At 46.2% G+C, this 25,231-nt stretch carries 30 protein-coding genes and 1 tRNA gene; 30 read left to right on the top strand and 1 reads right to left on the bottom strand.

Annotated elements, in window-relative coordinates; genetic code table 11:
* Positions 1-33: 33 nt before the first annotated feature.
* From mrdA to EV210_RS12870, 29 genes are all read left to right on the top strand, one after another.
* Positions 34-1,866 carry a penicillin-binding protein 2 gene (mrdA, locus tag EV210_RS13005; RefSeq protein WP_132081192.1) on the top strand — a complete coding sequence of 611 codons (1,833 nt, stop codon included), beginning with the start codon at positions 34-36 and terminating at the stop codon, positions 1,864-1,866.
* Positions 1,867-1,998: 132 nt separating this feature from the next.
* Positions 1,999-2,649, top strand: a complete 651-nt coding sequence (minC, locus tag EV210_RS13000; RefSeq protein WP_132081189.1) for a septum site-determining protein MinC — start codon at positions 1,999-2,001, stop codon at positions 2,647-2,649.
* Positions 2,649-3,440 (top strand): septum site-determining protein MinD, encoded by a 792-nt coding sequence (gene minD, locus EV210_RS12995; protein WP_132081185.1) that lies wholly within the window; start codon positions 2,649-2,651, stop codon positions 3,438-3,440. The genes minC and minD overlap by 1 nt, the downstream gene beginning before the upstream one ends.
* A 17-nt stretch (positions 3,441-3,457) precedes the next feature.
* Positions 3,458-3,736: a cell division topological specificity factor MinE gene (minE, locus tag EV210_RS12990; RefSeq protein ID WP_132081182.1), complete on the top strand. Its 279-nt coding sequence runs from the start codon at positions 3,458-3,460 to the stop codon at positions 3,734-3,736.
* Between the two features lie 144 nt (positions 3,737-3,880).
* Positions 3,881-4,987, top strand: a complete 1,107-nt coding sequence (gene rodA / locus EV210_RS12985; protein WP_132081180.1) for a rod shape-determining protein RodA — start codon at positions 3,881-3,883, stop codon at positions 4,985-4,987.
* 114 nt (positions 4,988-5,101) lie between these two features.
* On the top strand, positions 5,102-5,851 hold the full coding sequence (locus tag EV210_RS12980; protein WP_132081177.1) for a M23 family metallopeptidase: 750 nt from the start codon (positions 5,102-5,104) through the stop codon (positions 5,849-5,851).
* 4 nt (positions 5,852-5,855) lie between these two features.
* A complete protein-coding gene (locus tag EV210_RS12975; protein ID WP_132081174.1) occupies positions 5,856-6,731 on the top strand; it encodes a site-2 protease family protein in 876 nt (291 codons plus the stop codon).
* A 140-nt stretch (positions 6,732-6,871) separates the two neighbouring features.
* Positions 6,872-8,725 (top strand): TIGR03960 family B12-binding radical SAM protein, encoded by a 1,854-nt coding sequence (locus tag EV210_RS12970; protein ID WP_132081172.1) that lies wholly within the window; start codon positions 6,872-6,874, stop codon positions 8,723-8,725.
* Complete coding sequence (locus tag EV210_RS12965) at positions 8,725-9,426, top strand: TIGR03936 family radical SAM-associated protein (RefSeq protein WP_132081169.1); 702 nt, start codon at positions 8,725-8,727, stop codon at positions 9,424-9,426. Before EV210_RS12970 ends, EV210_RS12965 begins: the two co-directional genes overlap by 1 nt.
* Before the next feature lie 22 nt (positions 9,427-9,448).
* Positions 9,449-10,891 (top strand): Rne/Rng family ribonuclease, encoded by a 1,443-nt coding sequence (locus tag EV210_RS12960; RefSeq protein ID WP_132081166.1) that lies wholly within the window; start codon positions 9,449-9,451, stop codon positions 10,889-10,891.
* Between the two features lie 182 nt (positions 10,892-11,073).
* Complete coding sequence (gene rplU, locus EV210_RS12955; RefSeq protein ID WP_132081163.1) at positions 11,074-11,385, top strand: 50S ribosomal protein L21; 312 nt, start codon at positions 11,074-11,076, stop codon at positions 11,383-11,385.
* Positions 11,385-11,705, top strand: coding sequence for a ribosomal-processing cysteine protease Prp (locus EV210_RS12950; protein WP_132081160.1), 321 nt, complete (start codon positions 11,385-11,387; stop codon positions 11,703-11,705). The genes rplU and EV210_RS12950 overlap by 1 nt, the downstream gene beginning before the upstream one ends.
* A 5-nt stretch (positions 11,706-11,710) precedes the next feature.
* A complete protein-coding gene (rpmA, locus tag EV210_RS12945) occupies positions 11,711-12,004 on the top strand; it encodes a 50S ribosomal protein L27 (protein ID WP_132081157.1) in 294 nt (97 codons plus the stop codon).
* A 152-nt stretch (positions 12,005-12,156) separates the two neighbouring features.
* Positions 12,157-12,381 (top strand): Spo0B domain-containing protein, encoded by a 225-nt coding sequence (locus tag EV210_RS12940; protein WP_132081154.1) that lies wholly within the window; start codon positions 12,157-12,159, stop codon positions 12,379-12,381.
* Between the two features lie 73 nt (positions 12,382-12,454).
* On the top strand, positions 12,455-13,726 hold the full coding sequence (obgE, locus tag EV210_RS12935; RefSeq protein WP_132081151.1) for a GTPase ObgE: 1,272 nt from the start codon (positions 12,455-12,457) through the stop codon (positions 13,724-13,726).
* 20 nt (positions 13,727-13,746) lie between these two features.
* Positions 13,747-14,040 (top strand): ribosome assembly RNA-binding protein YhbY, encoded by a 294-nt coding sequence (gene yhbY / locus EV210_RS12930; protein WP_132081573.1) that lies wholly within the window; start codon positions 13,747-13,749, stop codon positions 14,038-14,040.
* 12 nt (positions 14,041-14,052) lie between these two features.
* A complete protein-coding gene (gene proB, locus EV210_RS12925) occupies positions 14,053-15,180 on the top strand; it encodes a glutamate 5-kinase (RefSeq protein WP_132081148.1) in 1,128 nt (375 codons plus the stop codon).
* A gap of 12 nt (positions 15,181-15,192) precedes the next feature.
* Entirely contained in the window at positions 15,193-16,446 is a 1,254-nt protein-coding gene (locus EV210_RS12920) for a glutamate-5-semialdehyde dehydrogenase (protein ID WP_132081145.1), read from the top strand.
* 142 nt (positions 16,447-16,588) lie between these two features.
* A complete protein-coding gene (locus tag EV210_RS12915) occupies positions 16,589-17,662 on the top strand; it encodes an efflux RND transporter periplasmic adaptor subunit (RefSeq protein WP_132081142.1) in 1,074 nt (357 codons plus the stop codon).
* Positions 17,663-17,733: 71 nt separating this feature from the next.
* Positions 17,734-18,417: an ABC transporter ATP-binding protein gene (locus EV210_RS12910; protein ID WP_132081140.1), complete on the top strand. Its 684-nt coding sequence runs from the start codon at positions 17,734-17,736 to the stop codon at positions 18,415-18,417.
* 3 nt (positions 18,418-18,420) lie between these two features.
* Positions 18,421-19,635: an ABC transporter permease gene (locus EV210_RS12905; RefSeq protein WP_132081137.1), complete on the top strand. Its 1,215-nt coding sequence runs from the start codon at positions 18,421-18,423 to the stop codon at positions 19,633-19,635.
* A 45-nt stretch (positions 19,636-19,680) separates the two neighbouring features.
* On the top strand, positions 19,681-19,818 hold the full coding sequence (locus tag EV210_RS22665; protein WP_165898893.1) for a hypothetical protein: 138 nt from the start codon (positions 19,681-19,683) through the stop codon (positions 19,816-19,818).
* Positions 19,819-19,917: 99 nt separating this feature from the next.
* Positions 19,918-20,544, top strand: a complete 627-nt coding sequence (gene nadD, locus EV210_RS12900) for a nicotinate-nucleotide adenylyltransferase (protein WP_132081134.1) — start codon at positions 19,918-19,920, stop codon at positions 20,542-20,544.
* A gap of 75 nt (positions 20,545-20,619) precedes the next feature.
* Positions 20,620-20,871 (top strand): RNA recognition motif domain-containing protein, encoded by a 252-nt coding sequence (locus tag EV210_RS12895; RefSeq protein WP_132081131.1) that lies wholly within the window; start codon positions 20,620-20,622, stop codon positions 20,869-20,871.
* 110 nt (positions 20,872-20,981) lie between these two features.
* Positions 20,982-21,566 (top strand): bis(5'-nucleosyl)-tetraphosphatase (symmetrical) YqeK, encoded by a 585-nt coding sequence (yqeK, locus tag EV210_RS12890; RefSeq protein ID WP_243650542.1) that lies wholly within the window; start codon positions 20,982-20,984, stop codon positions 21,564-21,566.
* A 25-nt stretch (positions 21,567-21,591) separates the two neighbouring features.
* Complete coding sequence (locus EV210_RS12885; protein ID WP_132081128.1) at positions 21,592-22,563, top strand: LCP family protein; 972 nt, start codon at positions 21,592-21,594, stop codon at positions 22,561-22,563.
* Positions 22,564-22,717: 154 nt separating this feature from the next.
* Complete coding sequence (gene rsfS / locus EV210_RS12880; protein ID WP_132081125.1) at positions 22,718-23,068, top strand: ribosome silencing factor; 351 nt, start codon at positions 22,718-22,720, stop codon at positions 23,066-23,068.
* Positions 23,069-23,077: 9 nt separating this feature from the next.
* Positions 23,078-23,968, top strand: coding sequence for a CvfB family protein (locus EV210_RS12875; RefSeq protein ID WP_132081122.1), 891 nt, complete (start codon positions 23,078-23,080; stop codon positions 23,966-23,968).
* Positions 23,969-24,047: 79 nt separating this feature from the next.
* Positions 24,048-24,123: transfer RNA gene (locus EV210_RS12870), tRNA-Ala, on the top strand.
* Between the two features lie 103 nt (positions 24,124-24,226).
* Here EV210_RS12870 and EV210_RS12865 read toward each other — a convergent pair.
* Entirely contained in the window at positions 24,227-24,712 is a 486-nt protein-coding gene (locus EV210_RS12865) for a spore coat protein (protein ID WP_132081119.1), read from the bottom strand.
* 147 nt (positions 24,713-24,859) lie between these two features.
* On the opposite strand from EV210_RS12865, the gene EV210_RS12860 reads away from it, so the two are divergent.
* Positions 24,860-25,198 carry a FlxA-like family protein gene (locus EV210_RS12860; protein WP_132081116.1) on the top strand — a complete coding sequence of 113 codons (339 nt, stop codon included), beginning with the start codon at positions 24,860-24,862 and terminating at the stop codon, positions 25,196-25,198.
* Positions 25,199-25,231 lie beyond the last annotated feature (33 nt).

The following is a 25,231-nucleotide window of genomic DNA, read 5'->3' as shown; positions in this document are numbered from 1 at the left end:
TGTTTTTAATCATTGAGAGAGTAGGTTGTTGTCATGCTGGCAAAACGGGTGAATCAACGATTCGATGTGCTCGGTCTTATCGTTTTTATTGTTTTTGTCGCGCTTGTTAGCCGGTTAGGCTATTTGCAAGTGGTACAAGGTAAGTATTATGAAAGGTTGGCAGACGGCAACCGCATTCGTCTAATTCCTATTATGGCCCCGCGAGGGGTTTTTTATGACCGCAATGGAGTGGCGCTGGTATCAAACCGTCCCGGATTTACCGTGTCATTAGTACCGATAAGCGGTCCGATTCCGGATGATGTAATTCGCAAATTATCGGCGATTCTGGCAATGAATGAAACCGATATCCGTACAAAAATTCAGCAAAATAACGGAGCCTTTGAACCAATACGCATTAAGACTGATATTGGACCGGATATTGTAACGAAAATAGAAGAACGGCGCAGTGAACTGCCCGGGGTAGCAATTGAAATACAACCGATACGAAATTATGTTAACAATGAACTGGCAGCACATGCTTTTGGCTATGTGAGTGAAATCAATGATGTTGAGTTGGAAAAGCGCAAACCCGAAGGCTATAAGCAGGGAGATATCATTGGTAAATTTGGCCTGGAGCGGGTTTATGATAAGGAACTGCGCGGGATTGACGGCGGCGGACAGGTCGAAGTTGACGTTACCGGCAGGCCGGTGCAGGAATTAGGCAAAAAAGAACCGGTACCGGGCAGTAATCTCACATTAACGATTGATTACCGCATTCAAAAAGCTGCTGAAACAGCGATTGATGAGCAGTTAAAATACTTACAAACAAAGAGCGAGTTTACTAATGCCAAAGCAGCCGCTGCTGTTGCGATGAACCCCCAGACCGGTGAAATTTTGGCAATGGTCAGCCGGCCTACCTTTAATCCAAATCTATTTGCCGTCGGTATTTCGACCAAAGACTGGAAATTAATTAATGAAAATCCCTATCATCCTATGGATAATAAAGTGATTTCCGGTGAATACCCGCCTGGCTCTACTTTTAAAATTGTTACAGGTACCGCTGCATTAGAAATGGGGAAAGTAACGCCGGAAGAAAAAATTCTGGATACTGGTACACACTGGATTATTCCTAAGGGAAATGCAGGCGGAGAAGCTTTGGGCTGGATTAATTTTCGCGAAGCTCTCGCTAAGTCAGATAATGTTTACTTTTATGAAATGGGCAACCGGCTGGGAATTGATAACCTGGAGAAGTATGCCCGTGCTTTTGGCCTTGGTACTTATACCGGGATTAACTTACCGGGAGAAAGCAATGGCCTTGTAGCTAACCGGCGCTACAAGGAGAAAGTCTATGAAGAGGACTGGTATTTATCCGAGACGTTTGATGCCGCTATTGGTCAGGGCTTTCAATTGACTACACCGCTGCAGGTTGCAGTCATGCTGGGAGAAATTGCGAATGGCGGACATCGTTACCGTCCCTATTTGGTCAGTAAAATTACTGCTCCCGACGGATCGGTTTCGAAGTCTTTTGCACCTGAGGAAGTTGGCAAGATTGATATATCCAGCAGGACACTCAATTTGATTCGGGATGCTCTCCGGGAGGTAGCACAGGAAGGCGGCACGGCAGGGGATGCTTTTCGGGATTTTCCCGTATCCATTGCCGGTAAAACAGGTACGGCCGAAAACTCACACGGAGATGACCACGGCTGGTTTGTTGCTTACGGACCTTATGAGGATCCACGAATTGTCGTAGTTGTTATTGTTGAGCAAGGTGGTTATGGTGCGTCATCAGCCGTTCCGATTGCTAAAAAGATTTTGGAAGCTGCTTTTAATATTAATCAGCCGCAAGCAGAGGCCAATAAGGTCTATAAAACGCAAACTGCTTTGTAAAATTTGGTTCTTAAGGTAAGAAAAAGAGGGGATACCCCTCTTTTTTTGTATGATGGCAGGAATAGTTAAAAGAAATAGCGAATTTTAGTTGACAAATAACAGATGATCTATGGTAATATTTAGGAGACAAGTATGCAAGAAGCAGTAATGTTTAAAGGAAACCGCGATGGTATTCGATTAATTATTAATCAGTCAGTTGAGTTTGGGTTTATCCTAAACCAGCTGAAAGCAAAATTAGATGAAGCGGCAGACTTTTTTACTGCCGGTACAACGGTAAAAGTCCCGGCTGCCCTCGGATTTTTAAGCGGGCAGCAGCGGGAAGAGTTAGCGGGATTATTAGCTCATTATGGACTGCAGTGTGCAGAATGCAGTGAGCATGAGGAGCAGGACGAAGCACTGGAAGTTCCGGCTTATGTACCTGCCGATATGGAGCGTCATGTACAGGAAACACTGATTGTCCCGCGGACTTTGCGGGGCGGTCAAAAGCTGATTCATGACGGTGCTGTCATTATTGATGGCGATGTCAATCCTGGAGCGGAAGTGATTGCGGGCGGCAATATTACCGTATTAGGCACTTGCCGGGGAATTGCTCATGCCGGCGCCTATGGCAATCAGGAAGCTACGATTACAGCGAAACGGCTGATGGCTAGTCAACTCAGGATTGCAGGCCTTATTGCCCGGGCACCGGACCATCCGGATGTTTCGACTTGTGCGGAAACTGCACGCATTGATAATCAACTTATCATTATTGAGCCGGCGACTTTAGGGGAGGAAGAGCTATAATGGGTGAAGTTATTGTAATTACGTCCGGCAAAGGCGGCGTTGGCAAAACAACGACAACCGCTAATCTGGGCACAGGATTTGCCCTGCAAGGCAAAAAAGTAGTATTAGTTGACGCTGATATCGGATTGCGGAATTTGGATGTTGTGATGGGGTTGGAAAACCGAATCGTTTATGATTTGGTTGACGTTACCGAAGGCAATTGCCGCTTAAGACAGGCCTTGATCAGGGACAAGCGCTACGAAACGCTGTATCTGCTGCCTGCTGCGCAAACGCGGGATAAAAATGCGGTTAATCCGGAACAAATGAAGCAGCTTTGCCTGGATTTAGCGCAAGAGTTTGATTATGTGCTGATTGATTGTCCGGCTGGTATTGAACAAGGGTTTAAAAATGCAATTGCCGGAGCTGACAAAGCAATTATTGTGACAACGCCGGAAGTATCTGCCGTTCGTGATGCTGACCGCATTATTGGATTGCTGGAATCAGAGGGGAAAAGCAATCCTAAGCTGATTGTAAATCGTATTCGCCCTCATATGGTGAAAAAAGGCGATATGATGAATATTGACGATATCATCGAAATACTGGCAATTGATTTACTGGGAATTATTCCGGAAGATGAATATATTGTTGTATCAACTAACCGGGGTGAACCGGCGGTAGTGAATCCCACCGCTTTGGCCAGCACTGCATATAAGAATATTGTCCGCCGCCTGGCGGGTGAAAATGTGCCACTGATGGAAATGCAGGCAGAAGCTGGACTGCTGCACAAACTGAAAAAAATATTTGGCTTTTGAGGAGGCGAGCGTACGAAATGTTTGAGCTGATTAATCGGTTATTTTCCAAAGAAAATAGTGGATCAAAGGATATTGCCAAAGAACGGCTGCGTTTGGTGCTGGTACATGACCGAGTCAATGTCTCGCCGCAGTTTATGGAAGTCTTGAAAGATGATATGATCAAAGTGATTTCAAATTATATGGACATTAATGAGAAGGATATGGAGGTCAATTTGACCAGTTCCAATTCTTCGGTAGCTTTGGTTGCGAATATTCCTGTAAACCGCATGAAGCGCAATATCAATATAAATGAGTAAGCAAGAAGGCACGGACGCAAGGTCTGTGCCTTCTTAAGTCATGGGTGTAAAAGTCCTTAGCACTTTTGAAAGAAAACTGGACTAAGCGGTAAAATATGATTATAATGAATACGATAATGTAGATAGACGGAGAAGAAGTTTATCATGCTCAACCGGCGTTTATTAAAGAATTTGGATTTTGTGGTTATTGTAGTTACGGCATTGCTCATGGTAACTAGTCTTATCATCATCGGTAGTGCGACCCATATTAACAATCCGAGTGAAGACCGATATTGGTATGTTCAGCGGCAGGGTCTTTTTGCTATTGCCAATATTATTATTATTGTTATTATGCTGCACATGGATTATAAAGTATTGTCGAAGTATGCTAACTTTTTGTACTGGACAAACCTTGCCATGCTGTTGGCAGTTATGTTTGTCGGGACCTCGGCGCTTGGTGCACAGCGATGGATTCAAATCGGCCCAATCAGCCTGCAGCCCTCAGAGTTTTCCAAGCTGATCATGATCATTTGTCTGGCAAGTATGCTGGAGAAACGAATCGGACAGCTAAATACATTTCGCGAGATAATACCTGTATTTATTTATGTAGGTATTCCTTTTCTGCTTGTGCTTAAACAGCCAGATTTAGGAACCTCGCTTGTGTTTCTGGCTATACTGTTTGGGATGATTTTCATTGCCGGCATCAGCATCCGGCACCTTATGATGATTTTTGGGGCAGGACTGGCTATCATGCCAATCTTTTGGCATTTCTTAAAAGATTACCAGAAGCAGCGGCTGACGGTCTTTATTGATCCTAACGTCGACCCACTCGGATCAGGCTATCATATTATCCAGTCAAAAATTGCCATTGGTTCGGGGATGCTGTTCGGTAAAGGCTTATTTGGCGGTACGCAGAGTCAATTAAATTTTTTGCCGGAGAACCATACAGATTTTATTTTTGCTGTTATTGGGGAGGAATTGGGATTTATCGGATCGGCGATTATTCTCATACTCTACTTGATCTTACTGTATCGCGGCGTCAAAATTGCTGCCTCCGCCAAGGATAATTTCGGGACACTGCTGGCTACCGGGATTACATCTATGCTGACATTCCACGTTTTGGTTAATGTCGGCATGACAGCCGGTATTATGCCTGTCACCGGAATTCCGCTGCCACTGATGAGTTATGGCGTCAGTGCTCTTACAACTAACCTGGTCAGCATTGGAATCCTGCTTAATATTTATATGCGGCGCCAAAAAATTATGTTTTAATCGTTACCTTCTTAAAGTGCACAAGCTATGCTTGTGCACTTTTTTGGTCTATTTACGGGTATTGATCATATATTTTTCACTAAAGGGCGACCATTGCATGTGGGGGGATGAATAATGGCAAAGCTGTTAAATAAATGGAAAAAAGATACCCGGTGGGGTGAGTCAGCCCGGGATTATCACTGGCAATATGACGAAGAACCGGATTATACCTGGCTGAAAAAGCTTGTGGTTGCAGCACTTATTTTTACGGTTGGCTATATTGCCCAGATTTCCGATACGGCAATCGGCAAAACAGTAACAGGCGGCATTCGTTATGTTCTGTCTGTTGAGACCGATTTTGGTTATATAGCGGAACGGCTGGCACCTTATGCGCCGCAAGGCTTTAATACAATGGTGCTGAAACGGGTGCAAACTACGGTTTCCAAACCTGCCGATCCGCTGCTGTATATGTCTAAACCTGTTGAAGGCAAAATACTTGCTCCCTTTGGCTGGTGGACGCATCCGGTATTAAAACAGGAAATGATGCATGAAGGCATTAATTTTGAGGCACTCCCAGGTACGAATGTAAAGGCGGCATCTTCCGGTAAAGTCAAAACAATAACAGAAAGTGCCCAATTCGGCAAGACCCTGATCATTGAACATGGACAGGAAATTGAGACACTTTATGGACATTTGGGAGAAGTTCTGGTGAATGCCGGCGATATGGTCAGCCAGGGACAGGTCGTAGCTAAATCAGGTAAAACCGGTATGACAACTGGGCCCATCTTATATTTTGAATTAAGGGAAAAAGGGAAGCCTGTTGATCCGATGACACGGCTGAAAGGAGATTTTCCGGCTAATTCATCTAACAAAGAAGGGAAGTGAAGGTTTGCACACCGGAAAGGTGGCAGGAACCCAAATTATATTAAATAACTGGTTTTTAGTGCTTTTGGGTTTGTTTGCATTGGCAGGAATGCTTGGCAAGGTGTTGATCGTTTTTGGAGCGATTATTTGCCATGAGCTTGCGCATGCGGGGACAGCTCATCTGCTGGGATTTAAGGTACGAGAGATTGAATTGCTGCCTTTTGGCGGAGTAGCGCGTATTGATCGCCTGAATGAAGCTGCTCCGGTCCAAGACATGCTCATTGCTGCTGCCGGACCACTGTGCAGTCTGGTATTAGCTGCGTTCACCCACCTGATGATGACTAAGTTTGCTTATCGCCATGAAGAGTGGGCTTTTTTTCTGCAAGTGAATATTATGCTGGCTTGCTTTAACCTTTTACCGGCGCTCCCTTTGGACGGCGGGCGAATCTTCCGGGCGTGGCTGTGCCGGGTTTTGGATTATGGCAGGGCTACGCAAATTGTGGTTACTGTCAGCAAAGGAATCAGCCTGGGCTTACTGGGTTATTCCCTTGCAGACTTTGGCTTAAGCGGCACAGTTAATGTAACGTTTATTGCAGCAGGTATTTTTCTTTTTGCCTCGGCCAGAGCAGAGACACAGATTGCCGGCTTTCGAACCATGCGTGTATTAGCACACAAAAAAGAGTTGCTCACCGCTAAGGGGATCATGTCTACGGCTCATTTCACTGCCGTAGGCTCCATGCCAATCAAAGAAGTAATGAAGCACTTTCAGCCTGAGCAATATTATCTTGTTATTGTGGTAGATGAAAGCCTGGCAGTACAGGGGCAGGTTACCGAAACCGAATTATGGGAAGTATTGACAAAGAAAGGAATTTCGGCTACGCTATTTGATATTTTGCAGTAATCCTGCTCAAGGGGCAGGATTTTTTCTTTTATCATAGAACATTCATAAAGCTTATGATGTTTTTTGTCGTAACACTTTGCATTTTAATATGCTAATTCTTGGTAATACTATTTTATAGTGATTGCATATGGAGGTACGTAATGATACAACTTGATCCTGCTATTTTGAACCGGGTGTCCAAGCCTTCCCGCTATACCGGACACGAATGGAACAGTATAAAAAAAGACCATGAGACGGTAGATGTTACTTTCGCCCTGGCTTTTCCTGATGTTTATGAGGTCGGGATGTCTCATCTGGGCTTGAAAATTCTGTATCATATTTTGAATCGCCGTCCTGACACGGCAGCAGAGCGCGTATTTGCACCCTGGGTTGATATGGAAGCGGAAATGCGGGCCGCTGATATTCCCCTGCATACGCTGGAGAGCTTTCGTCCGGTCAAGGAGTTCGATGTAGTCGGCTTTACGCTGCAATATGAGCTGAGCTATACCAATATAATCAATATGCTTGATTTGGCAGGCATACCATTATTGTCGGCAGAAAGAACTGACGAGCATCCGTTTATCATCGTTGGCGGTCCCTGCTCGTATAATGGCGAACCGATTGCTGACTTTATCGACTTCTTCTCGCTTGGCGAATCGGAAGAAGCCATAGAGGAAATTGCCGAATGTGTGGCAGCGTGGAAAAAAGCCGGCAAACCAGAAGGACGCCAGGGTTTGCTGAGAAAGATAGCTCAGTTTGAAGGAATATATGTACCGGCGTTTTATGATGTTTCTTATCATCAGGACGGAACACTGGAAAAAATAGCACCCAATCGTCCGGAAGCAAAAGCGAAAATCGTAAAACGGATTGTCAAAGATCTAGAAACGGTTGATTATCCGACGAAGCCGGTTATGCCATATCTGGACGTTGTTCATGACCGGGCCGTAATTGAGCTGTTTCGTGGGTGTACCCGCGGCTGCCGGTTCTGTCAAGCCGGCATGCTGTATCGCCCTGTGCGGGAACGGAAACCGGAAACGTTGTTGAAGCAGGCGCAGCAAATTATCGACAATACTGGCTATAGTGAGATATCCTTAACCTCACTCAGTTCGGCGGATTACTCCTGTCTGCATGAATTGGTGACAAAGCTGATTGAACAGTTTAAAGATCAAGGTGTCAGTGTATCACTGCCGTCCTTACGCATTGACAGCTTTTCGATTCAATTAGCCCAGGAAGTGCAGCAGGTAAGAAAAAGCGGGCTTACGTTCGCTCCTGAAGCCGGCAGCCAACGGCTCCGTGATGTAATTAATAAAGGCGTAACTGAGAAGAACTTTGAAGATGCGGTAAGCTCTGCTTTTCAAGCAGGCTGGTCTTCCGTCAAACTGTATTTCATGATTGGTTTGCCGACCGAGACAGATGAAGATATTAAGGGAATTGCCGATTTGGCATATAAAGTCTTGGACTTGTACCGGGAGGTAAAGGGAAAACGCGGTGCTAAAGTGACCATCGGCGTTTCATCCTTTGTACCAAAATCTCATACGGCTTTTCAGTGGTTTGGTCAAAATACGGTTGCTGAAATCGAACGCAAACAGCAATACTTACGGTCGCTCATTCGGGACCGCAACATTTCTTATAACTATCATGATGCACGGACAAGCTTTTTGGAAGGCGTATTTGCCAGAGGCGACCGCAGGCTTAGTCAGGTTATTCTTGCCGCCTGGCGTAACGGTGCCAAATATGACGGCTGGACCGAACATTTCCGTTATGATGTATGGATGCAGGCTTTTGCAGACGTCGGACTGGACCCGGCATTTTATGCTAACCGGGAGAGGTCCAATGATGAACTGCTGCCGTGGGATCATCTGGAATCTGCGGTACATAAAGAATATTTGCTGCAGGAATATGACCGGGCAGTGGCCCAGGATGCTACAATTGACTGTCGCCGGGATGTGTGTGGAACCTGCGGGGTGTGTCCTGATTTAGGCGTGGCAGTAATTGATTGGGAGGCGAGAGCATAATGGCAAAAGTAAGGCTGGAAATCAGCAAAGGTGATGAGATTCGCTTCTTATCGCATTTGGACTATGCCCGTACGATTGAGCGCGCCGTGCGGCGCTCCAAGCTGCCTGTTGCCTATTCGGAAGGCTTCAACCCCCATATGAAGGTTGCCTATGCTTCGGCTTTAAGTGTAGGTGTGGCAAGCCGGGTTGAATATATGGATATGGATTTGTCCGAGACGCTGGAACCACAAGTGATTAAAGCACGGCTGGAGGAGCAACTGCCGGAAGGGATCGTTCTTAGGCGATTGAAATATATTGCTGACAGAACACCGGCATTAATGGCTGCTGTTAACCTGTCGGTTTTCAGTCTGACTGTTCCGCTCGTAGATGGAGCTGATAATGCCGCTATTCAAGCTGCACTAGACGCTTTTAATTCAGCACAAAGTACGATCTATGTACGAGAATCACCAAAAGGACGGCGCGAAATCGATGTTAAGCAATATATGGACTGTGAAGCGACAGCGGTGATGAAAGGGGCAGAACTTGAAATCCGTTTATGCATACGGATGACTCCTACCGGCAGCGTTAAGCCGGGCGAAGTACTTGCAGTTCTGGTTGACACGTATGGACTGCCTGTCAAAAAGGATAGTGCGTTTATTGACAGACAGGAATTGTTGATTGCCGATGACGAGCGGCGGATAACACCCATGGAAGTAGTGTAGCGCTGTACGAGGGGGGAGGGGCATGACAAAGACGATTATTGCCAATATCATGGCGGAAGAAACGCGTATGGCGCTGGTCGAAAATGGACACTTGGCGGAAGTTTCCGTTGAACGCAGCGAAAGCGGACACATTGTTGGCAATATTTATAAAGGTAAAGTTAAAAATATTTTACCTGGTATGCAAGCTGCATTTGTCGATATTGGCCGGGATAAAAATGCATTTTTATATTTGGGAGATCTACCACGCACAGCTTCTGATTCTGGCGGACAACGCCCCAACGTAACCGCAGGTCAGGAAATAGTTGTGCAAATTGTCAAGGATGCGATGGGGACAAAGGGACCTCGCGTGACTACACAGATTACTTTGCCCGGGCGATTCGTCGTATTAATGCCGACAGTAGATTATATCGGTATTTCTCGGCGGATTGACAGCGAGGCGGAGCGGGAGCGCCTGAAACAGGTTGCCGAAAATGTGCGCCCTCAGGGAATGGGGTTAATCGTACGCACAGTGGCTCAAGGAAAAAGTGAAGATGATATTGCCAAAGATATTGCGTATTTGTTGAATTTTTGGAACGCTCTCACGGCGAGAGCAAAGCGTTCGGCCGCTCCGGCGCTGTTGTTTCGTGATGTGGATTTAGTCATCCGTATTGTTCGCGACTATTTGTCGCCTGATGTGGCCGAGTTTATTCTTGACAGCCGGGAAGCATACGGACGGGTATGTGATTTGCTGAATTTCAGTTCACCGGAGCTGGTGCAGCGGGTACAGCTGTATCAGGGAGCGGAGGATATTTTTTCTTTTTATAACATAGCTGAGGAAATTGAGCAGCTGGCCAAACGAAAAATCTGGCTGAAATGCGGCGGTTATATTGTGATTGATCATACCGAAGCCCTGACGGTTATTGATGTAAATACCGGGAAGTTTGTCGGACGTACCAGTTTATCTGAGACTGTTTTTCAAACCAACCTCGAGGCGGCGGCAGAAATTGCCCGTCAGATCAGACTGCGGGATATTGGCGGGATCATTATTATTGACTTTATCGATATGGATAAGGAAGAGCAAAAAAAGGCCGTCTTAGCAGCACTGGAGCAAAGGGTAAAAGAAGACCGGACTAAGACAAGTATTTTAGGTCTTACCAGCCTGGGACTCGTTGAGATGACCCGGAAAAAAGCCAGACAGAATATGGATCAATCTTTGTATAATGAATGTCCCTGCTGTGAAGGCCGGGGGCGGATCATGTCAGCCGAAACAGTGGCAATTCATGTGCTGCGCAAGCTGCGGCATCTTGTTCACCGGCAGCATGTAAAAGGGAATCTGCTGGTACAGGTTCATCCCCGGGTAGCAGAGATATTGCTGCGCAAAGGGGAAAAAGAACGGTTTGAACAAGAGTTTTCCCGGACGATTACGATTGAGGCGGCGCCGTCGCAGCATGCCGAAAGTTTTTCCATACTGTCCGTTAAGGACTAGTACCTCAACCTGCCTCAAATATAATGCGGCCAAGGTACTACGAATTATTGACAACAAGCTGGCAGTATGTTACAATTTCATGATGTAAGTACCTATACTTACTGTCCCAAACCGCACGGAGAGGTTTTAAAATCCGTAAGGATACCGTATTCGGCGAGTATATAAGCAAGGGAGGTGTAATCATGTACGCAATTATCGAAACAGGCGGTAAACAATACCGTGTAACTGAAGGCGATGTAGTAACGATCGAAAAGCTGGAAGCTAATCAAGGAGAAGCGGTTGAATTTGGCCGTGTTCTGACTGTAGTTAAAGAAGGCGAAGTCGTAATCGGCAGACCGTTAGTAGCAGGAGCTAAAGTTACTGCGAAAGTAGTTGAACATGGCAAAGGAAAGAAGATTCTTGTCTTCAAATACAAAGCCAAATCCAACTACCGCAAACGTCAAGGCCATCGTCAGCCTTTCACTAAAGTTGTGATTGAAAAGATCGAAGCTTAATGATTAAAGTACAGATTACGCGAGAAGCAGAGGAAAGCATAATTGGATTTCGCGTAAGCGGACATGCCAATACTGCTCCCAAAGGACAGGACATTGTCTGTGCCGGTGTATCTGCATTGACGCAGGCTGCTGTTTTAGGGCTTGATCGCTGTTTACAACGCCAAATGAAACTTGAAATCACGAGCGGAAGACTTCTTATGGAACTAACCGGTCCGCCGGATGAACGAACGCAGGCTATTCTTGAAACTATGTTGCTTGGGATCAAGGAAATCGCCGGCACTTATCCTAAAAGTGTTCAAATTCAAGAACACAGGAGGTGAATGAGATGTTTAAATTTGACCTTCAGTTATTTGCGCATAAAAAAGGTGTTGGTAGTTCACGGAACGGTCGTGACAGTGCTGCTCAACGTCTTGGTGTAAAACGCCAGGCAGGCGAAGTTGTAACTGCCGGCAGCATTATCGTCCGTCAACGTGGCACTAAATTCCATCCAGGACATAATGTAGGCATTGGCAGCGATGATACGCTATTTGCTAAAATCGCAGGGAAAGTTTCTTTTGAACGTAAAGGCCGCGTTGACCGTCAGGTAAGCGTATATCCTGTAGAAGAAACTGCAATGTAATCCTATAAAGTCTTGACCTGCGGCATACCGCCGCAGGTTTTTGCTTTTTTTTTATCCTTTTTATCGTGAGCGACCTTCTCTTGGTAGGATTTTTACTATATTAAGCGAAGAAGATAACATTGTGTCGATAATAAGGAAGGACTGATCGATGTATGGCTAAACTTGAAGTACAGGAGGAAGTGCTCCTGTTGTTGAAAATGCAACGCCATGATTTTATTAATCATCTACAGGTTATTCATGCCATGATTCAATTAGGCAAAATGGATAAGGCGCTCATATATATTGAAGAACTGTCAAAAGATCCTAACCGTCTGGTGACAGAAGAGCTGACAGTCAAGGCAGAAGAATTAACCGGTCAGTTGAAAGCAGGAGCATGAGTAGAAAATGGCTGACCCGTACATATTAAAGTAAGCAGGTATTTTTTGGATTCCACATTAAAGGATGATTTTCATGTTTATTGATCGCGCACGAATTTTTGTTAAAGCTGGTGACGGCGGTAATGGTATGTCCAGCTTCCGGCGGGAAAAGTATGTTCCCAAAGGAGGCCCTAGCGGCGGTGACGGCGGCCGGGGCGGCGACGTTATATTAGTCGTTGACGAAAACTTGAACACATTGATCGATTTTCGCTACAAGCGGCAATTTAAGGCACAGCCCGGCGGAAATGGTCAAACCAGTAATATGCATGGCCGGGGCGCAGAGCCGATGTACATTTCCGTCCCGCCGGGAACTGTTGCCAGGGACGAGGAAACAGGCCGGGTTTTAGCTGACCTTACGGAAGTTGGTCAGGAAGTAGTGGTAGCAAGAGCCGGACGCGGCGGACGCGGCAATGCCCGCTTTGTCAACAGCGTCAACCGGGCTCCTACATTTGCCGAGCGTGGTGAGCCGGGTGCTGAGCGCTGGCTGACGCTTGAATTGAAGGTATTAGCCGATGTCGGTCTCGTAGGGTATCCCAGTGTTGGTAAGTCGAGTATATTGGCACGCGTATCTGCTGCCAAGCCGGAAATCGCTGCCTATCATTTTACTACGCTAAGTCCGATCCTGGGAGTGGTAAGCCTGCGGGAAGGACAAAGCTTTGTGCTGGCCGATATACCGGGGCTTATTGAAGGAGCCCATGAAGGAGTCGGTTTAGGGCATGATTTCCTGCGTCATATTGAGCGTACCCGTGTACTGATCCATGTATTGGATGTGTCCGGCATAGAAGGCCGTGATCCTATTGAAGACTATAAGAAAATAAACCATGAGCTTCAGCAATATAATGAACGTTTAGCTCGCAGACCGCAAATTATTGCGGCAAACAAAATGGACTTGCCTGAAGGTCAGGAAAACTTTGCCCGGGTAGCGGAGTTTATGAAAGCAGAAGGCCGGGAGATTTTCCCTATCTCTGCCGCTACGGGTGAGGGAATGCCGGAGTTAATGGACCGGGCATGGAAAATGCTTTCCGAGTATGTAGAAGAACCGGAAGCTACGGAAGATGTAGTCGTTTATGAGCCTACGCCCAATGAAGAATATAGTATCCGCAGAGATGATGACGGAGCGTATGTTGTCGAAGGCAAAAACCTGGAGAAATTGGTCGCCATGACAAACTTCGAAGATGACGAGGGTCTCAGGCGCTTCCAAAACATCTGGCGTAAACAAGGCATTGATGAAGCACTTAAAGAACGGGGCATAAAAGAAGGGGATACCGTTCGGATCAAAGAAATGGAATTTGAATTTAGACCATAAGGGAGAGTTTGGGACTAGATATGCTGACAGGAAAACAAAAACGACATTTACGGGCAATGGGCAGTGTACTTGATCCGGTTGTACAGATCGGCAAAGGCGGTGTAGTTGACTCGGTGGCACAAAGCGCACAAGACGCTCTACAGGCCCGTGAACTGATAAAAGTACGGGTGCTGCGTAATTGCCCGGAAGAGCCAAAGGATGCGCTCCAATATTTAGCAGAGGAAACAGGCGCACAATTAGTGCAGGTAATTGGCCGCAACGGGCTTTTATACAAGCGCAATGAAGAAAAAAGCCGGATAGAGCTGCCGTCATAAGGGGAGAGGATTATGCTTACCAGAAGCAATATTCCTACTGCAAAGCGGATTGTCATCAAAGTAGGGACTAGTACGCTGAGCCATTCAACGGGAAAACTAAACTTTCAGCGGATCGAAAATCTGGTGCGAGAGCTAGCGGATCTAGCGAATCAGGGTAAGGAAATTATCTTAGTAACCTCAGGAGCGGTAAGTGCCGGCATGGATCGTCTGGGATTGAAAGAAAAGCCTAAGACGATACCGGAAAAGCAGGCTGCCGCTGCGGTGGGACAAGGGATATTGCTCCATACGTATGAAAAGATTTTTGGTGAATACGGTCAAATTGTTGCTCAGGTTCTTTTGACCAGGGAGGATTCCGTTAATCGAAAACGCTATGCTAATTCCCGCAATACACTATTGACACTGCTGAGTATGGGTGTAATTCCTATCATTAATGAAAATGATGCCGTAGCGGTAGATGAGTTGAAGATCGGTGATAATGATACTCTTTCGGCAATGGTTGCAAGTATTGTTGACGCCGATGTATTGATTATTCTGTCTGATGTAGAAGGGGTTTTTACCGCTAACCCGCAAAGTGACCCGACAGCCGCCCTGATTCCTGAGATCAGTGATATTACGCCTGAACTTGAGGATTTAGCCGGTGGTCCGGGATCAATGCGCGGTACCGGCGGGATGTACACCAAAATACAAGCTGCGAAAATCGCCGTTAATTCCGGGGTGGTGATGGTTATTGCCTCAGGCTTCCGTGATGGCGTGGTGAGGGAAGTGCTGAGCGGCTCAAATGTAGGGACTTTATTTTTATCCAAGGAGAGCCGGCTGCATATCCGGAAGCGCTGGCTGGCATTTGGGGCCCGGATTCGCGGCTCGGTGGTTGTTGACAAAGGCTGCGAGCAGGCTATTGTCACTACCGGCTCCAGCTTGCTGCCTGCCGGGATTACTGAGGTTGACGGAGAATTTGAGCAAGGCAGCACCATCCGCGTTTTAAACAGTGAAGGCAGGGAAATAGCCCGTGGCGTGGTCAATTACGGCTCCGATGATGTGCGTAAAATTGCTGGTGTCCGGACTCAGGATATAATAGAAAAGCTGGGCAGCAAACTATATGATGAAGTTATCCATCGCGATAATATGGTAGTATTGGTATAAGGAGGAGAGGCTATGGAGTACCTAGCAGAGTTAACTGACAAGGGGCGGCAGGCGAAACAGGCAGCCCGTAAATTAGCTACACTATCAACAGCTATAAAGAATAAAGGCTTGGCGGCTATGGCCAGTGCTTTGGAACAACACAGTGCTGTCCTTCTTGCTGCTAATGCAATTGATATTCAAAATGGTAAGGATAAGGGAATGACCGCCTCTCTTATTGACAGGCTAATGCTGAATGAGGCACGTATTGCAGCTATGGCGGAAGGCTTGCGTCAAATTATTGCTTTGCCTGACCCAATTGGAGAAGTGCTTGGCATGCAGCACCGCCCCAATGGCCTGGACATTGGTAAAATGCGTGTTCCGCTGGGTGTTATTGGCATTATTTATGAAGCACGTCCCAATGTTACCGTCGATGCGGCAGGCTTGTGTCTGAAATCGGGTAATGCGTGCATTTTGCGCGGCGGCTCGGAAGCAATTCATTCGAATACCGCCATTGTAAAGATTTTAACTGAGGCTGGCAAGGTGGCTGGGCTACCGGCGGGTACTGTTCAGTTAATCGAAACAACGGACCGGCAGGCTGTCAATGCTTTGCTCAAACTGAATCAATATCTGGATGTCATTATTCCCCGCGGCGGAGCAGGTCTGATCAAGACCGTAGTAGAAAATAGCACGGTACCGGTTATTGAAACAGGCACCGGCGTTTGTCATACTTTTATCGATGCATCTGCTGATGTGGAAATGGCACATAAAATTGCTTTTAATGCGAAAGTTTCCCGCCCGGCAGTATGCAATTCAATGGAGACGCTGCTTGTTCATCAAGCCGCTGCTGCGGCAGTGCTGCCTGCGCTATTGGCAGATTATCACCAGGCCGGTGTGGAGCTGCGCGGCTGCCCGGAGACCCGGAAGTATCACGAGGCTGTCCAGCCTGCAACAGAAGAGGACTGGGCTACCGAATATCACGATCTTATTTTATCGATTCGAATCGTTCCGGATATGGATACTGCACTGGAGCATATTGCTGCTTACAGCACACGTCATTCCGAAGCAATCGTTACCAGTGATTATGCGAATGGACGCCGTTTTCTGCAGGAGGTAGATGCTGCTGCTGTTTATATCAATGCATCTACCCGTTTCACAGATGGTTTCGAATTCGGCTTTGGTGCCGAGATTGGCATCAGCACGCAAAAAATGCATGCCCGCGGCCCGATGGGGCTGCCCGAATTGACTAGTACGAAGTATGTTATCTATGGTGACGGCCAGATTCGCTGATAAAAGCGGGAAAAATGAGGGTGGCGCAAATGCTTTACAAAAGCGTTTGTGCTACCCTCATTTTTATTTAACTTCATTGACGGTATTGTCCCTACACCGTACAATAAGAGAGTACTAGATAATTATGGATGGAGGTATGCCTATGGCTGCACTAGGAAATACAATATTGAAGTACAAAAGCTGGCTGATTGCTATACTTGTTATAGCAGGAACTGCTCAATTAAGCTATACTTGGTACCAAAATAAAAATAAGCCGGCGGTAAATGTCCGGACTGCTGCTGTTGAACGGGGCGATCTTATCTCGTATGTGTCGGCAACAGGTACAATTAAACCGGTGAACAGTGTGGACATCAGCTCAAAAATCACCGGGCTGATCAGGCAGGTAGGCGTTAATGAGAATGAACAGGTAACGGCAGGACAGGTACTCGCCGTACTTGACGATACTCATTTACGGGCGATGGTGATGCAAGCTCAGTCAAAACTGAATAATGCGGCAGCCAACTTGGAGCGTCTGGAACGTTTAGGTGCCTCAGGCGCTATTGCCTTACAGCAGCTGGATGCTGCCAGAATGGAATATGAGGTGGCCAGGGCCGCTTGTGATGATGCAGTGGCACAGCTAGGGGATACAATTATTAAAGCGCCCATATCCGGTACTGTCATTGGCAAGCCGATTCCGGCAGGCCAGACGGTGGCCCCCGGTATCTCAACGCCAATGGTTTTAATGACGATTGCGGACATGTCGAAAATGCAAATCGAAACACAGGTAGATGAATCCGATATCGGCAAAGTGGTCGAAGGCCAGCAGGTAACCTTTACCGTGGATGCATATTCGGGCCGTACGTTTACCGGTACCGTTTCCAATATATCGCAGAAGGCGAATATTCAGCAAAATGTTGTCTATTACCCGGTTATTATTGATGTAGATGCGGCAGCGGGATTAAAGCCGACAATGACAGCCCGTGTTACTATTCATGCCGGTGAGGTTAAAAATGCGCTCTTAGTTCCTTTAACAGTGGTAAAAGAGAATAAAGCCGGCCGGTACATACAAGTATTGCAGGACGGGCAGCCGCAGAATGTAACTGTTACGACAGGCTTGATGGGCGATGACAAAGTGGAAGTGCTTAGCGGCTTGAAAGACGGAGATCAGCTTATTCTGCCGCAGGCTAAAACAGGACCCAATAATTCCGGTGCCGCGCGGGGGATGTTCGGCCGGTAGTGTCTTGGCAAAGTTGGGAAAGAATTGGACAGTGTAAATTTTTTTGCAATGCAAGGCGCAGGAGGCAGAGGATGACGATTTCATTAACCGGTGTTACGAAAGTCTACCAGATGGGAGATCAGCAGGTTCATGCCTTAGCCGGTGTTTCGTTACAAATCATGGCAGGTGACTTTGCGGCGATCATGGGACCTTCAGGATCCGGAAAATCGACTTTGATGAATATACTAGGCTGCCTGGATCGTCCATCCAGCGGATCTTATTGTTTGGATAACCAGGAAGTTGCTGCACTTACCGATGATCAGCTGGCGAAAACCCGCAATAAAAAGATTGGTTTTGTTTTTCAAAATTTTAATTTACTGCCACGCATGTCGGCATTGCAGAATGTTGCTCTGCCGTTAGTGTATGGCAATGTTGCCAAAAGCGACCGCTTAACCCGAGCAGCAGCCGCGCTGGCATTAGTCGGTTTGGGCAACCGGCTTGATCATAAGCCGAATGAATTGTCAGGAGGGCAGCGTCAGCGTGTGGCCATAGCCAGAGCGCTGATTAATGACCCTACCATTATTATGGCTGATGAGCCTACAGGCAATTTGGATTCAAAGTCGGGCGAAGAAATTATGGACATTTTTAATGAGTTAAATACGCAAGGCCGCACGGTAATTCTGGTTACGCACGAGCCGGAGATAGCGGATCATGCAAAACGGATTATTCTGGTAAGAGATGGGCAGATTGTGCGCGATGACCGGAAGCGGAGGTGAAACATGTTCTGGGAAAGTATTACCATTGCATTAGAAGGCTTGAAGGCCAATAAGCTGCGTTCCGTTTTAACGATGCTGGGCATCATTATCGGCGTTGGTGCTGTTATTGCGATGGTTTCCATCGGCATGGGAGTACGGGACAAGGTGCAAAGTTCTATTGCCAGCCTCGGCAGCAACCTGCTGATCATTTCTCCAGGTGCCACATCACCGTCAGGTGTCCGTTTGGCGGCGGGATCGAACAATAGCTTGACTAATAAGGATGCGCAAGCCATTGCCAGAGAGGTAGCGGGCGTAAGCTTTGTTGCTCCCAGTGTCAGCAAGCAGTATCAGCTGGTCTATGGAAATAAAAACTGGGTCACCAGTGTGCAAGGCGTAACGCCGGAATATTTGGATGTTCGTAATTTTGCAATAGGCGCAGGTACGTTCTTTACGCTGAAAGATTTGGATACCCGTTCCAGGGTGGCAGTACTGGGTAAAACGACAGTTGATAATATGTTCGGCGAAATTAACCCGCTTGGACAAACCATTCGTATTAACAAGGCGCCTTTTCAGGTTATCGGTGTCCTGGAAGCAAAAGGGCAGTCTGCCGGCGGTATGGATCAGGATGATCTTGTGCTTATTCCCTTAACAACTGCACAGGAAAGAATGATGGGGATAACCAATTTACATTCGATAAGCGTTCAGGCGGCTAATGGCGATGAAATCAACCAAGTGCAAGAAGATATTACGGAACTGCTGCGCAGTCGTCACCGTTTATCCCTTACGATGACGGATGATTTTACGGTCCGCAATCTGGCTGCCGTTATGGCTACCGCTGAAGAGACTACGCAGACGATTACGCTGCTGCTGGGCAATATTGCCGCCATATCTTTGCTGGTAGGCGGTATTGGGATTATGAACATTATGCTGGTTTCGGTCACGGAACGAACACGGGAAATTGGCATTCGCAAAGCATTGGGAGCAACTTACTACAATATCTTGCTGCAATTTCTGATCGAAGCTATTGTTATCGGTGTAACAGGCGGAATCATCGGGGTATTGCTTGGCCTGGGAGCGTCTTTGGCGATATCACAGATAGCCGGCTGGAATACGGTGGTATCCACGGCCTCTATTGTTTTAGCCTTCAGTTTCTCTGTTTTAATTGGATTGTTTTTTGGAATTTATCCTGCCCGCAAGGCGGCATTACTTGATCCTATCGATGCTCTGCGGTATGAATAAATTACGAATTTTGCATACTAAAGAGAAAAGCGGGAAGGGTTTTTTATGGGATACATATATGCAATCCTGAATTATTTGCGAACAGAAAAGGCCAGACATGATGTATTCGACTACTTTCGTGCAGCCGTCATTATGGCAGCCGCAATGGCTGTTATTCGTATTGGACTAGAAATCTTTCGTTAATTGCCGGCCATGCCCGAGTACGCGGCATGGCTTTTTTGCTCACTCTTGTTACCATATTCTGCTATAATAGTATTATGAGACTGTAAGGGAGAGAAAAAATTGGAGCAGAACAAGCGAAAACTAGGAATTATGGGGGGGACCTTTGATCCGATTCATATTGGCCATTTAGTTACAGCCGAAGCTGTGCGCATGGAGTATGGTCTGGATGAAGTTCTGTTTGTTCCGGCGGGGCATCCGCCTCACAAGTCGGATGCGAATATTACTCCTATGCTTCATCGCTATCTTATGACAGTTATGGCTACCTGTTCGAACCCCTTTTTCAGCGTATCCTCGATTGAAATGGATCGCTCCGGCCCATCCTACACAATTGACACGGTAAAAGCGCTAATTGAGCAATATGGCGGCCTGGCCGAATTTTATTTTATAACAGGAACTGATACCATTCATGAGCTGCCTACCTGGCATAATATTACGGAGCTGCTGCACCTGTGCCGTTTCGTCGGGGCAACCAGACCAGGCTGCAACAGTATGATCGATACGATTATAGAACGCTTTGGGGAAATCGGCAGCCAGCGGATTCACCGCCTGGCCACACCTGAACTGGAAATATCGTCAACTGATATACGGGAGCGGATAAGAGAAGGCAGATCAATTACCTATATTGTGCCGGAAAGTGTGGAACAATATATTATCAAAGAAAAATTATATCAGAATCGTTCCAAATAAAGGTACGCATAATAATAAGGAAATAGCAAATAATGAAGCTGTAATCTTGAATTCGCGAAAGAGGTGAATCCCCGAATGGCTACGACTTTGTATGTTGGTAACTTACCCTGGAACACAACTGATGCTGCCCTTGCTGACGCTTTTACTCCCTACGGTACTGTGATTTCCACTCGTATTATCACAGATAAAGAAACCGGCCGCTCCCGAGGCTTCGGTTTTGTGGAAGTGGAAGATGGTGATGCTGAGAAAATGATCAGTGCAATGAATCAAACTGAATTTGGCGGACGTACGATTGTAGTAAACGAAGCTAAACCACGCCAAAATTGATAGGCTTTACTGATTCAACAAATCCTCCTCGTAATGAGGGGGTTTTTTGTTGTAATATACGCCATTTTAGGGTAAAAAAGAGGAATTTCGGAAATTATGGAGAACGTAACGTGCAGGTGATTGACTTGGAAAAAATACTAAAAATGTTAACGGTACGCTTGACCCCGAAAAGGCTGTCTCACTCGCTGGGAGTAAGTGAAACTGCCTGGAAACTCGCCGTAAAATATGGAGCTGATCCGGAAAAAGCGCGCATAGCCGGGCTGGTTCATGACTGCGCCCGGGAGCTGCCCAATAATATCCTGTTGCAAAAGGCGCAATCGTTTGATATAGTGATCAGTGATGTTGAAATGGCCAACCCATCGTTGCTTCACGCACCGGTTGGAGCACAGCTGGCCAAAGCTGATTTTGGCATAGAAGATGAGCAGATTTTACAGGCAGTGAAACTGCATACAACTGGCGCTCCTGCTATGACGGTGCTGGACAAAATTGTTTTTCTGGCCGACTATATCGAGCCTAATCGCTCTTTTCCCGGAGTGGATAAATTGAGAGAAACGGCAGAAAGCAGTTTGGATCATGCTGTCCTTGCTGCCTATGACCAAACGCTGCAGTTTATTATTGCCCAAGGTGGTCTTATTCACATTGCTTCAGTAGAAGGCCGTAATAGTATGTTAATGAAATTAAAGAAAAATGAATGATATTAGGGAGAGAGGAGGATGCGCAATGCGTAGAGCGCGTCGTAGAATCCGCTGGTCCCGCGTCCTGGTAGTTGTGGTGGTTTTAGCTGCTTTCTTATCAGCGGCTGCCGCCGGTGCTGTATACGTCTGGAATCGCTTTACGGAACATCCTGCTGTCGCCAGTCAACCTCAAGGTACTACAACGCTGGCGGAAGATAAGTTAAATAAACGGATTAACATCCTGCTGCTTGGTGTCGATGATGGCGATGATCAATCGAAGGTTCAGCGTTCGGACACCATGATTGTTGCCAGCATTAATCCTGAAGATGGTGCTGTTAATTTATTATCCATTCCCCGGGATACGAAGGTTTCAATTCCCGGATATAAAGGCTATGATAAGATCACGCATGCTTATGCGTATGGTGGAGCACCGCTGGCTGTTCGAACGGTACAGGAGTTCCTCAACATCCCGATCCATTACTATGTTGCAGCCGATTGGCAAGGCTTCATCAAAGTGATTGATATTCTCGGCGGTGTTGATTTATATGTAGAGCAGGATATGAGCTATCAGGACCCGTATGCGGATTTGGATATTCATTTAAAAAAGGGCTATCAACATCTGGATGGCGGCAAAGCTGGTCAATATGTCCGCTTCCGTCACGACGAACTTGGTGATATCGGCCGCGTTCAGCGGCAGCAACGGCTTTTAAAAACCCTGTCGGATCAAATGTTCCAAGTGGGCACTGTGTTTAAGCTGCCTGCATTGACTTCAACTTTGCAGCAGTATGTATCGACCGATATGAGTATCTTTACGATGGTCAAAATCGCCAATAGTATAAAAGATGAACCGGCAAGCGCCTTAAAAGCAGAAATGGTGCCTGGTGATTTTGCTACTATTGACGGCTTGAGCTACTGGATACCGGATAAAGAACAAACCCGTCAGGTTGTTGAACGTATGTTTTTAAAGCGGACAACCAAGGTTAGTGCTATACCGGGTGCACAAGCAGCGATAAATTAAAATAATAAATGCAAAGAACAGATTGTTTTACGTAAGTAAAGCAGTCTGTTTAATTTTGCGCCTGCTGTGCAGGAAAGGATTATTGCAAAAAAGAATAGAATAGGATATAATTTGGAAAAATTCAAGTATATGAATCGAATGCCGGGAGGTAAATATGACCCAGGTCCATAACAACTTACCTGAGTGGGTAGCTGAAGCCGCAAGTGACAAGAAAGCACGAGATATCGTCATTATGGATATGCAGGGAATTTCTATGGTGACCGATTATTTTGTGATATGCAGTGCTAACTCGACAACACAGGTTCAGGCAATTGCCGAACATATGGAAGAAAAAATGCGGGAACGAGGCATTAAAACCTATCATCGGGAAGGCTACCGTGAAGCCCGCTGGATTCTCATTGATTTTGGTACATGCATAGCCCATATTTTTGTAGAAGAAGATCGCCGGTTTTATAATTTGGAACGGCTGTGGAATGACGCAGCGCAGAGAGTATATGAAGCGTAGGAGTATAGCATGACAGGAAATAGCAAGTGGAAAGCAGGCGATGTGGCTGCTTTAACAGTGGCCCGTGTATCTGATTTAGGAGCTTTTTTAAATGCCGGTACAGGCAATACCTCGGATGATATTTTACTACATAAGGCCCAGCAGCTTACGGACGTAAAGGTAGGCGATGAGGTTACTGTTTATCTGTATAAAGACCCTAAAGGGCGTTTGACGGCCAGCATGAAACTGCCCAAGATGAAAGAAGGGCAGGTTGCACACGTTACTGTTATTAATACAACCCGTGATGGTGCATTTGTCGATATCGGAGCAGAACGGGGCGTCTTTATGCCGTTTGCCGGCATGCGTGGACGTTTGCGTACGGGCGATAAGGTATGGGTTAAACTATACCGGGATAAATCAGATCGTTTAGCCGTAACGATGGAAGTGGAAAACGAAATGCGGCTTGCTTCCAAACCGGCAACCGATGTTGCTATCGGTGATTTGGTTACAGGCTCGGTATATAATTACAGTGAAGAAGGAGCCTTCCTGATTACCGAAGAGCGATTTATTGCATTTTTGCATAACAGCGAAGTGGTAACTCGTCCGAAGGTAGGGGAAACCATTACGGCCAGAGTCACATTTATCCGTGAAGACGGCCGGCTGAATGTTTCCATGCGCCCGGTGAAAGAAGAAGCGATGGATCAGGATGCAGAGTCTCTGCTGAAGTATCTGAAAGCACGTAAGGGACGGATGCCTTACAGCGATGATACAGCGCCCGAAATCGTCAGGGAAAAGTTTAATTTGAGTAAAAGTGCTTTTAAAAGGGCACTGGGAAGACTATTCAAGGCCAGACTGATTGAGCAGCGTGACGGGTGGACATATATGGTAGAAACTACTCCGGAGATTGAAGAAAAAGAGTAAAAATTTTCTAAATTGCTACCGGAGATCCTGTTGACATTTGATTTTTTATGTCTTATAATAATCTATGTCAACAGAACATGGGGGTATAGCTCAGCTGGGAGAGCGCTTGAATGGCATTCAAGAGGTCAGCAGTTCGATCCTGCTTATCTCCACCAAAATAAAACCTTTGCAGTGATTCTGCAAGGGTTTTTATTTTATATCAATAAAAAGGTTCACCCAGCGGCTGCTGGATGAACCTTAACTGCTTTAATGTGCCGTCTATTGAACGTTATACATACCATTACTGCTCATATAATGAAAGATTCCCTCACCATGCTTCTGCTCTTCTTTTTGTATATGATTTAAAGCCTGCCGTATATTAGTGTCTGTGAATTCGAAGATAGCTGTATCATATGCGCCGGAAACATACTTCTCGGTCATCAGCATATCTTTGCAAAGCATGGTATCAACTGGGTTGGCGTTAGCGGAAGGTGCTGCAGTTTGATTCGCTGTCTGGCTGGGTTGTGATTGGGTAGATTGCTGTTGCTGCTGATTTTGATTCATCATCGGGACTTGCCCGCTCAGAATAGAATTGATTGTATTTAGATGCTGTTGCTCCTGTTGTGCATAAGACTGAAACAGTTGCTTGAGCTGCGGGGCATTAGCCTGAGCGGCATATTTCTGATATTTTTCGATACATACTTTCTCATGAGATTGTTGATCCTGCAATAATTGCATCTCTTTTTCGGTAAGTTGTAAGGACATTGATTAACACTCCTTTCGTTTCCTTATAGTTTTACCAAACACAATGATTTAATGTATTGCAGTTTTTCAAACGGAAACCAAAGAATAATAGTTTATCCTTATTATATCTAAGTAGTTACGGATAGTGAGAGAGGAAGGGGATTAGTTATGGCAATATCTGCGGTTTCGGCGGGACAAACTAGCACAGGGCAGGTAAGTTCAAGTAATCAAAGCCAAATAAAAGCGTTAGAAAAGCAAAAACAGCAAATTCAAAAAGAAATCAACGATATTAACCAAGATAAAGAAACCACCGCAGAGGATAAACAGAAACAGATACAAGTGCTGCAAAAACAACTGCAGACGATTGAGACTCAAATCCAACAGCTGGAGCAGCAATCGACAGCGGCTGCCGGCAGCCAGCCGGGTAATACTTCTGCTGCAGCAGTTCAACAAAGTACAGGCAGTAAGCAGCAATTACTGCGGCAGACTGTCGATATAGAAGCGTAAAAAAAGCCGTTGCGGTTGCAGCGGCTTTTTTCG

This window comes from Anaerospora hongkongensis (assembly GCF_004339805.1).
GTDB classification, from domain to species: Bacteria; Bacillota; Negativicutes; order Sporomusales; family DSM-15969; genus Anaerospora; species Anaerospora hongkongensis.
This window is presented reverse-complemented; position numbering and strand designations above follow the sequence as displayed.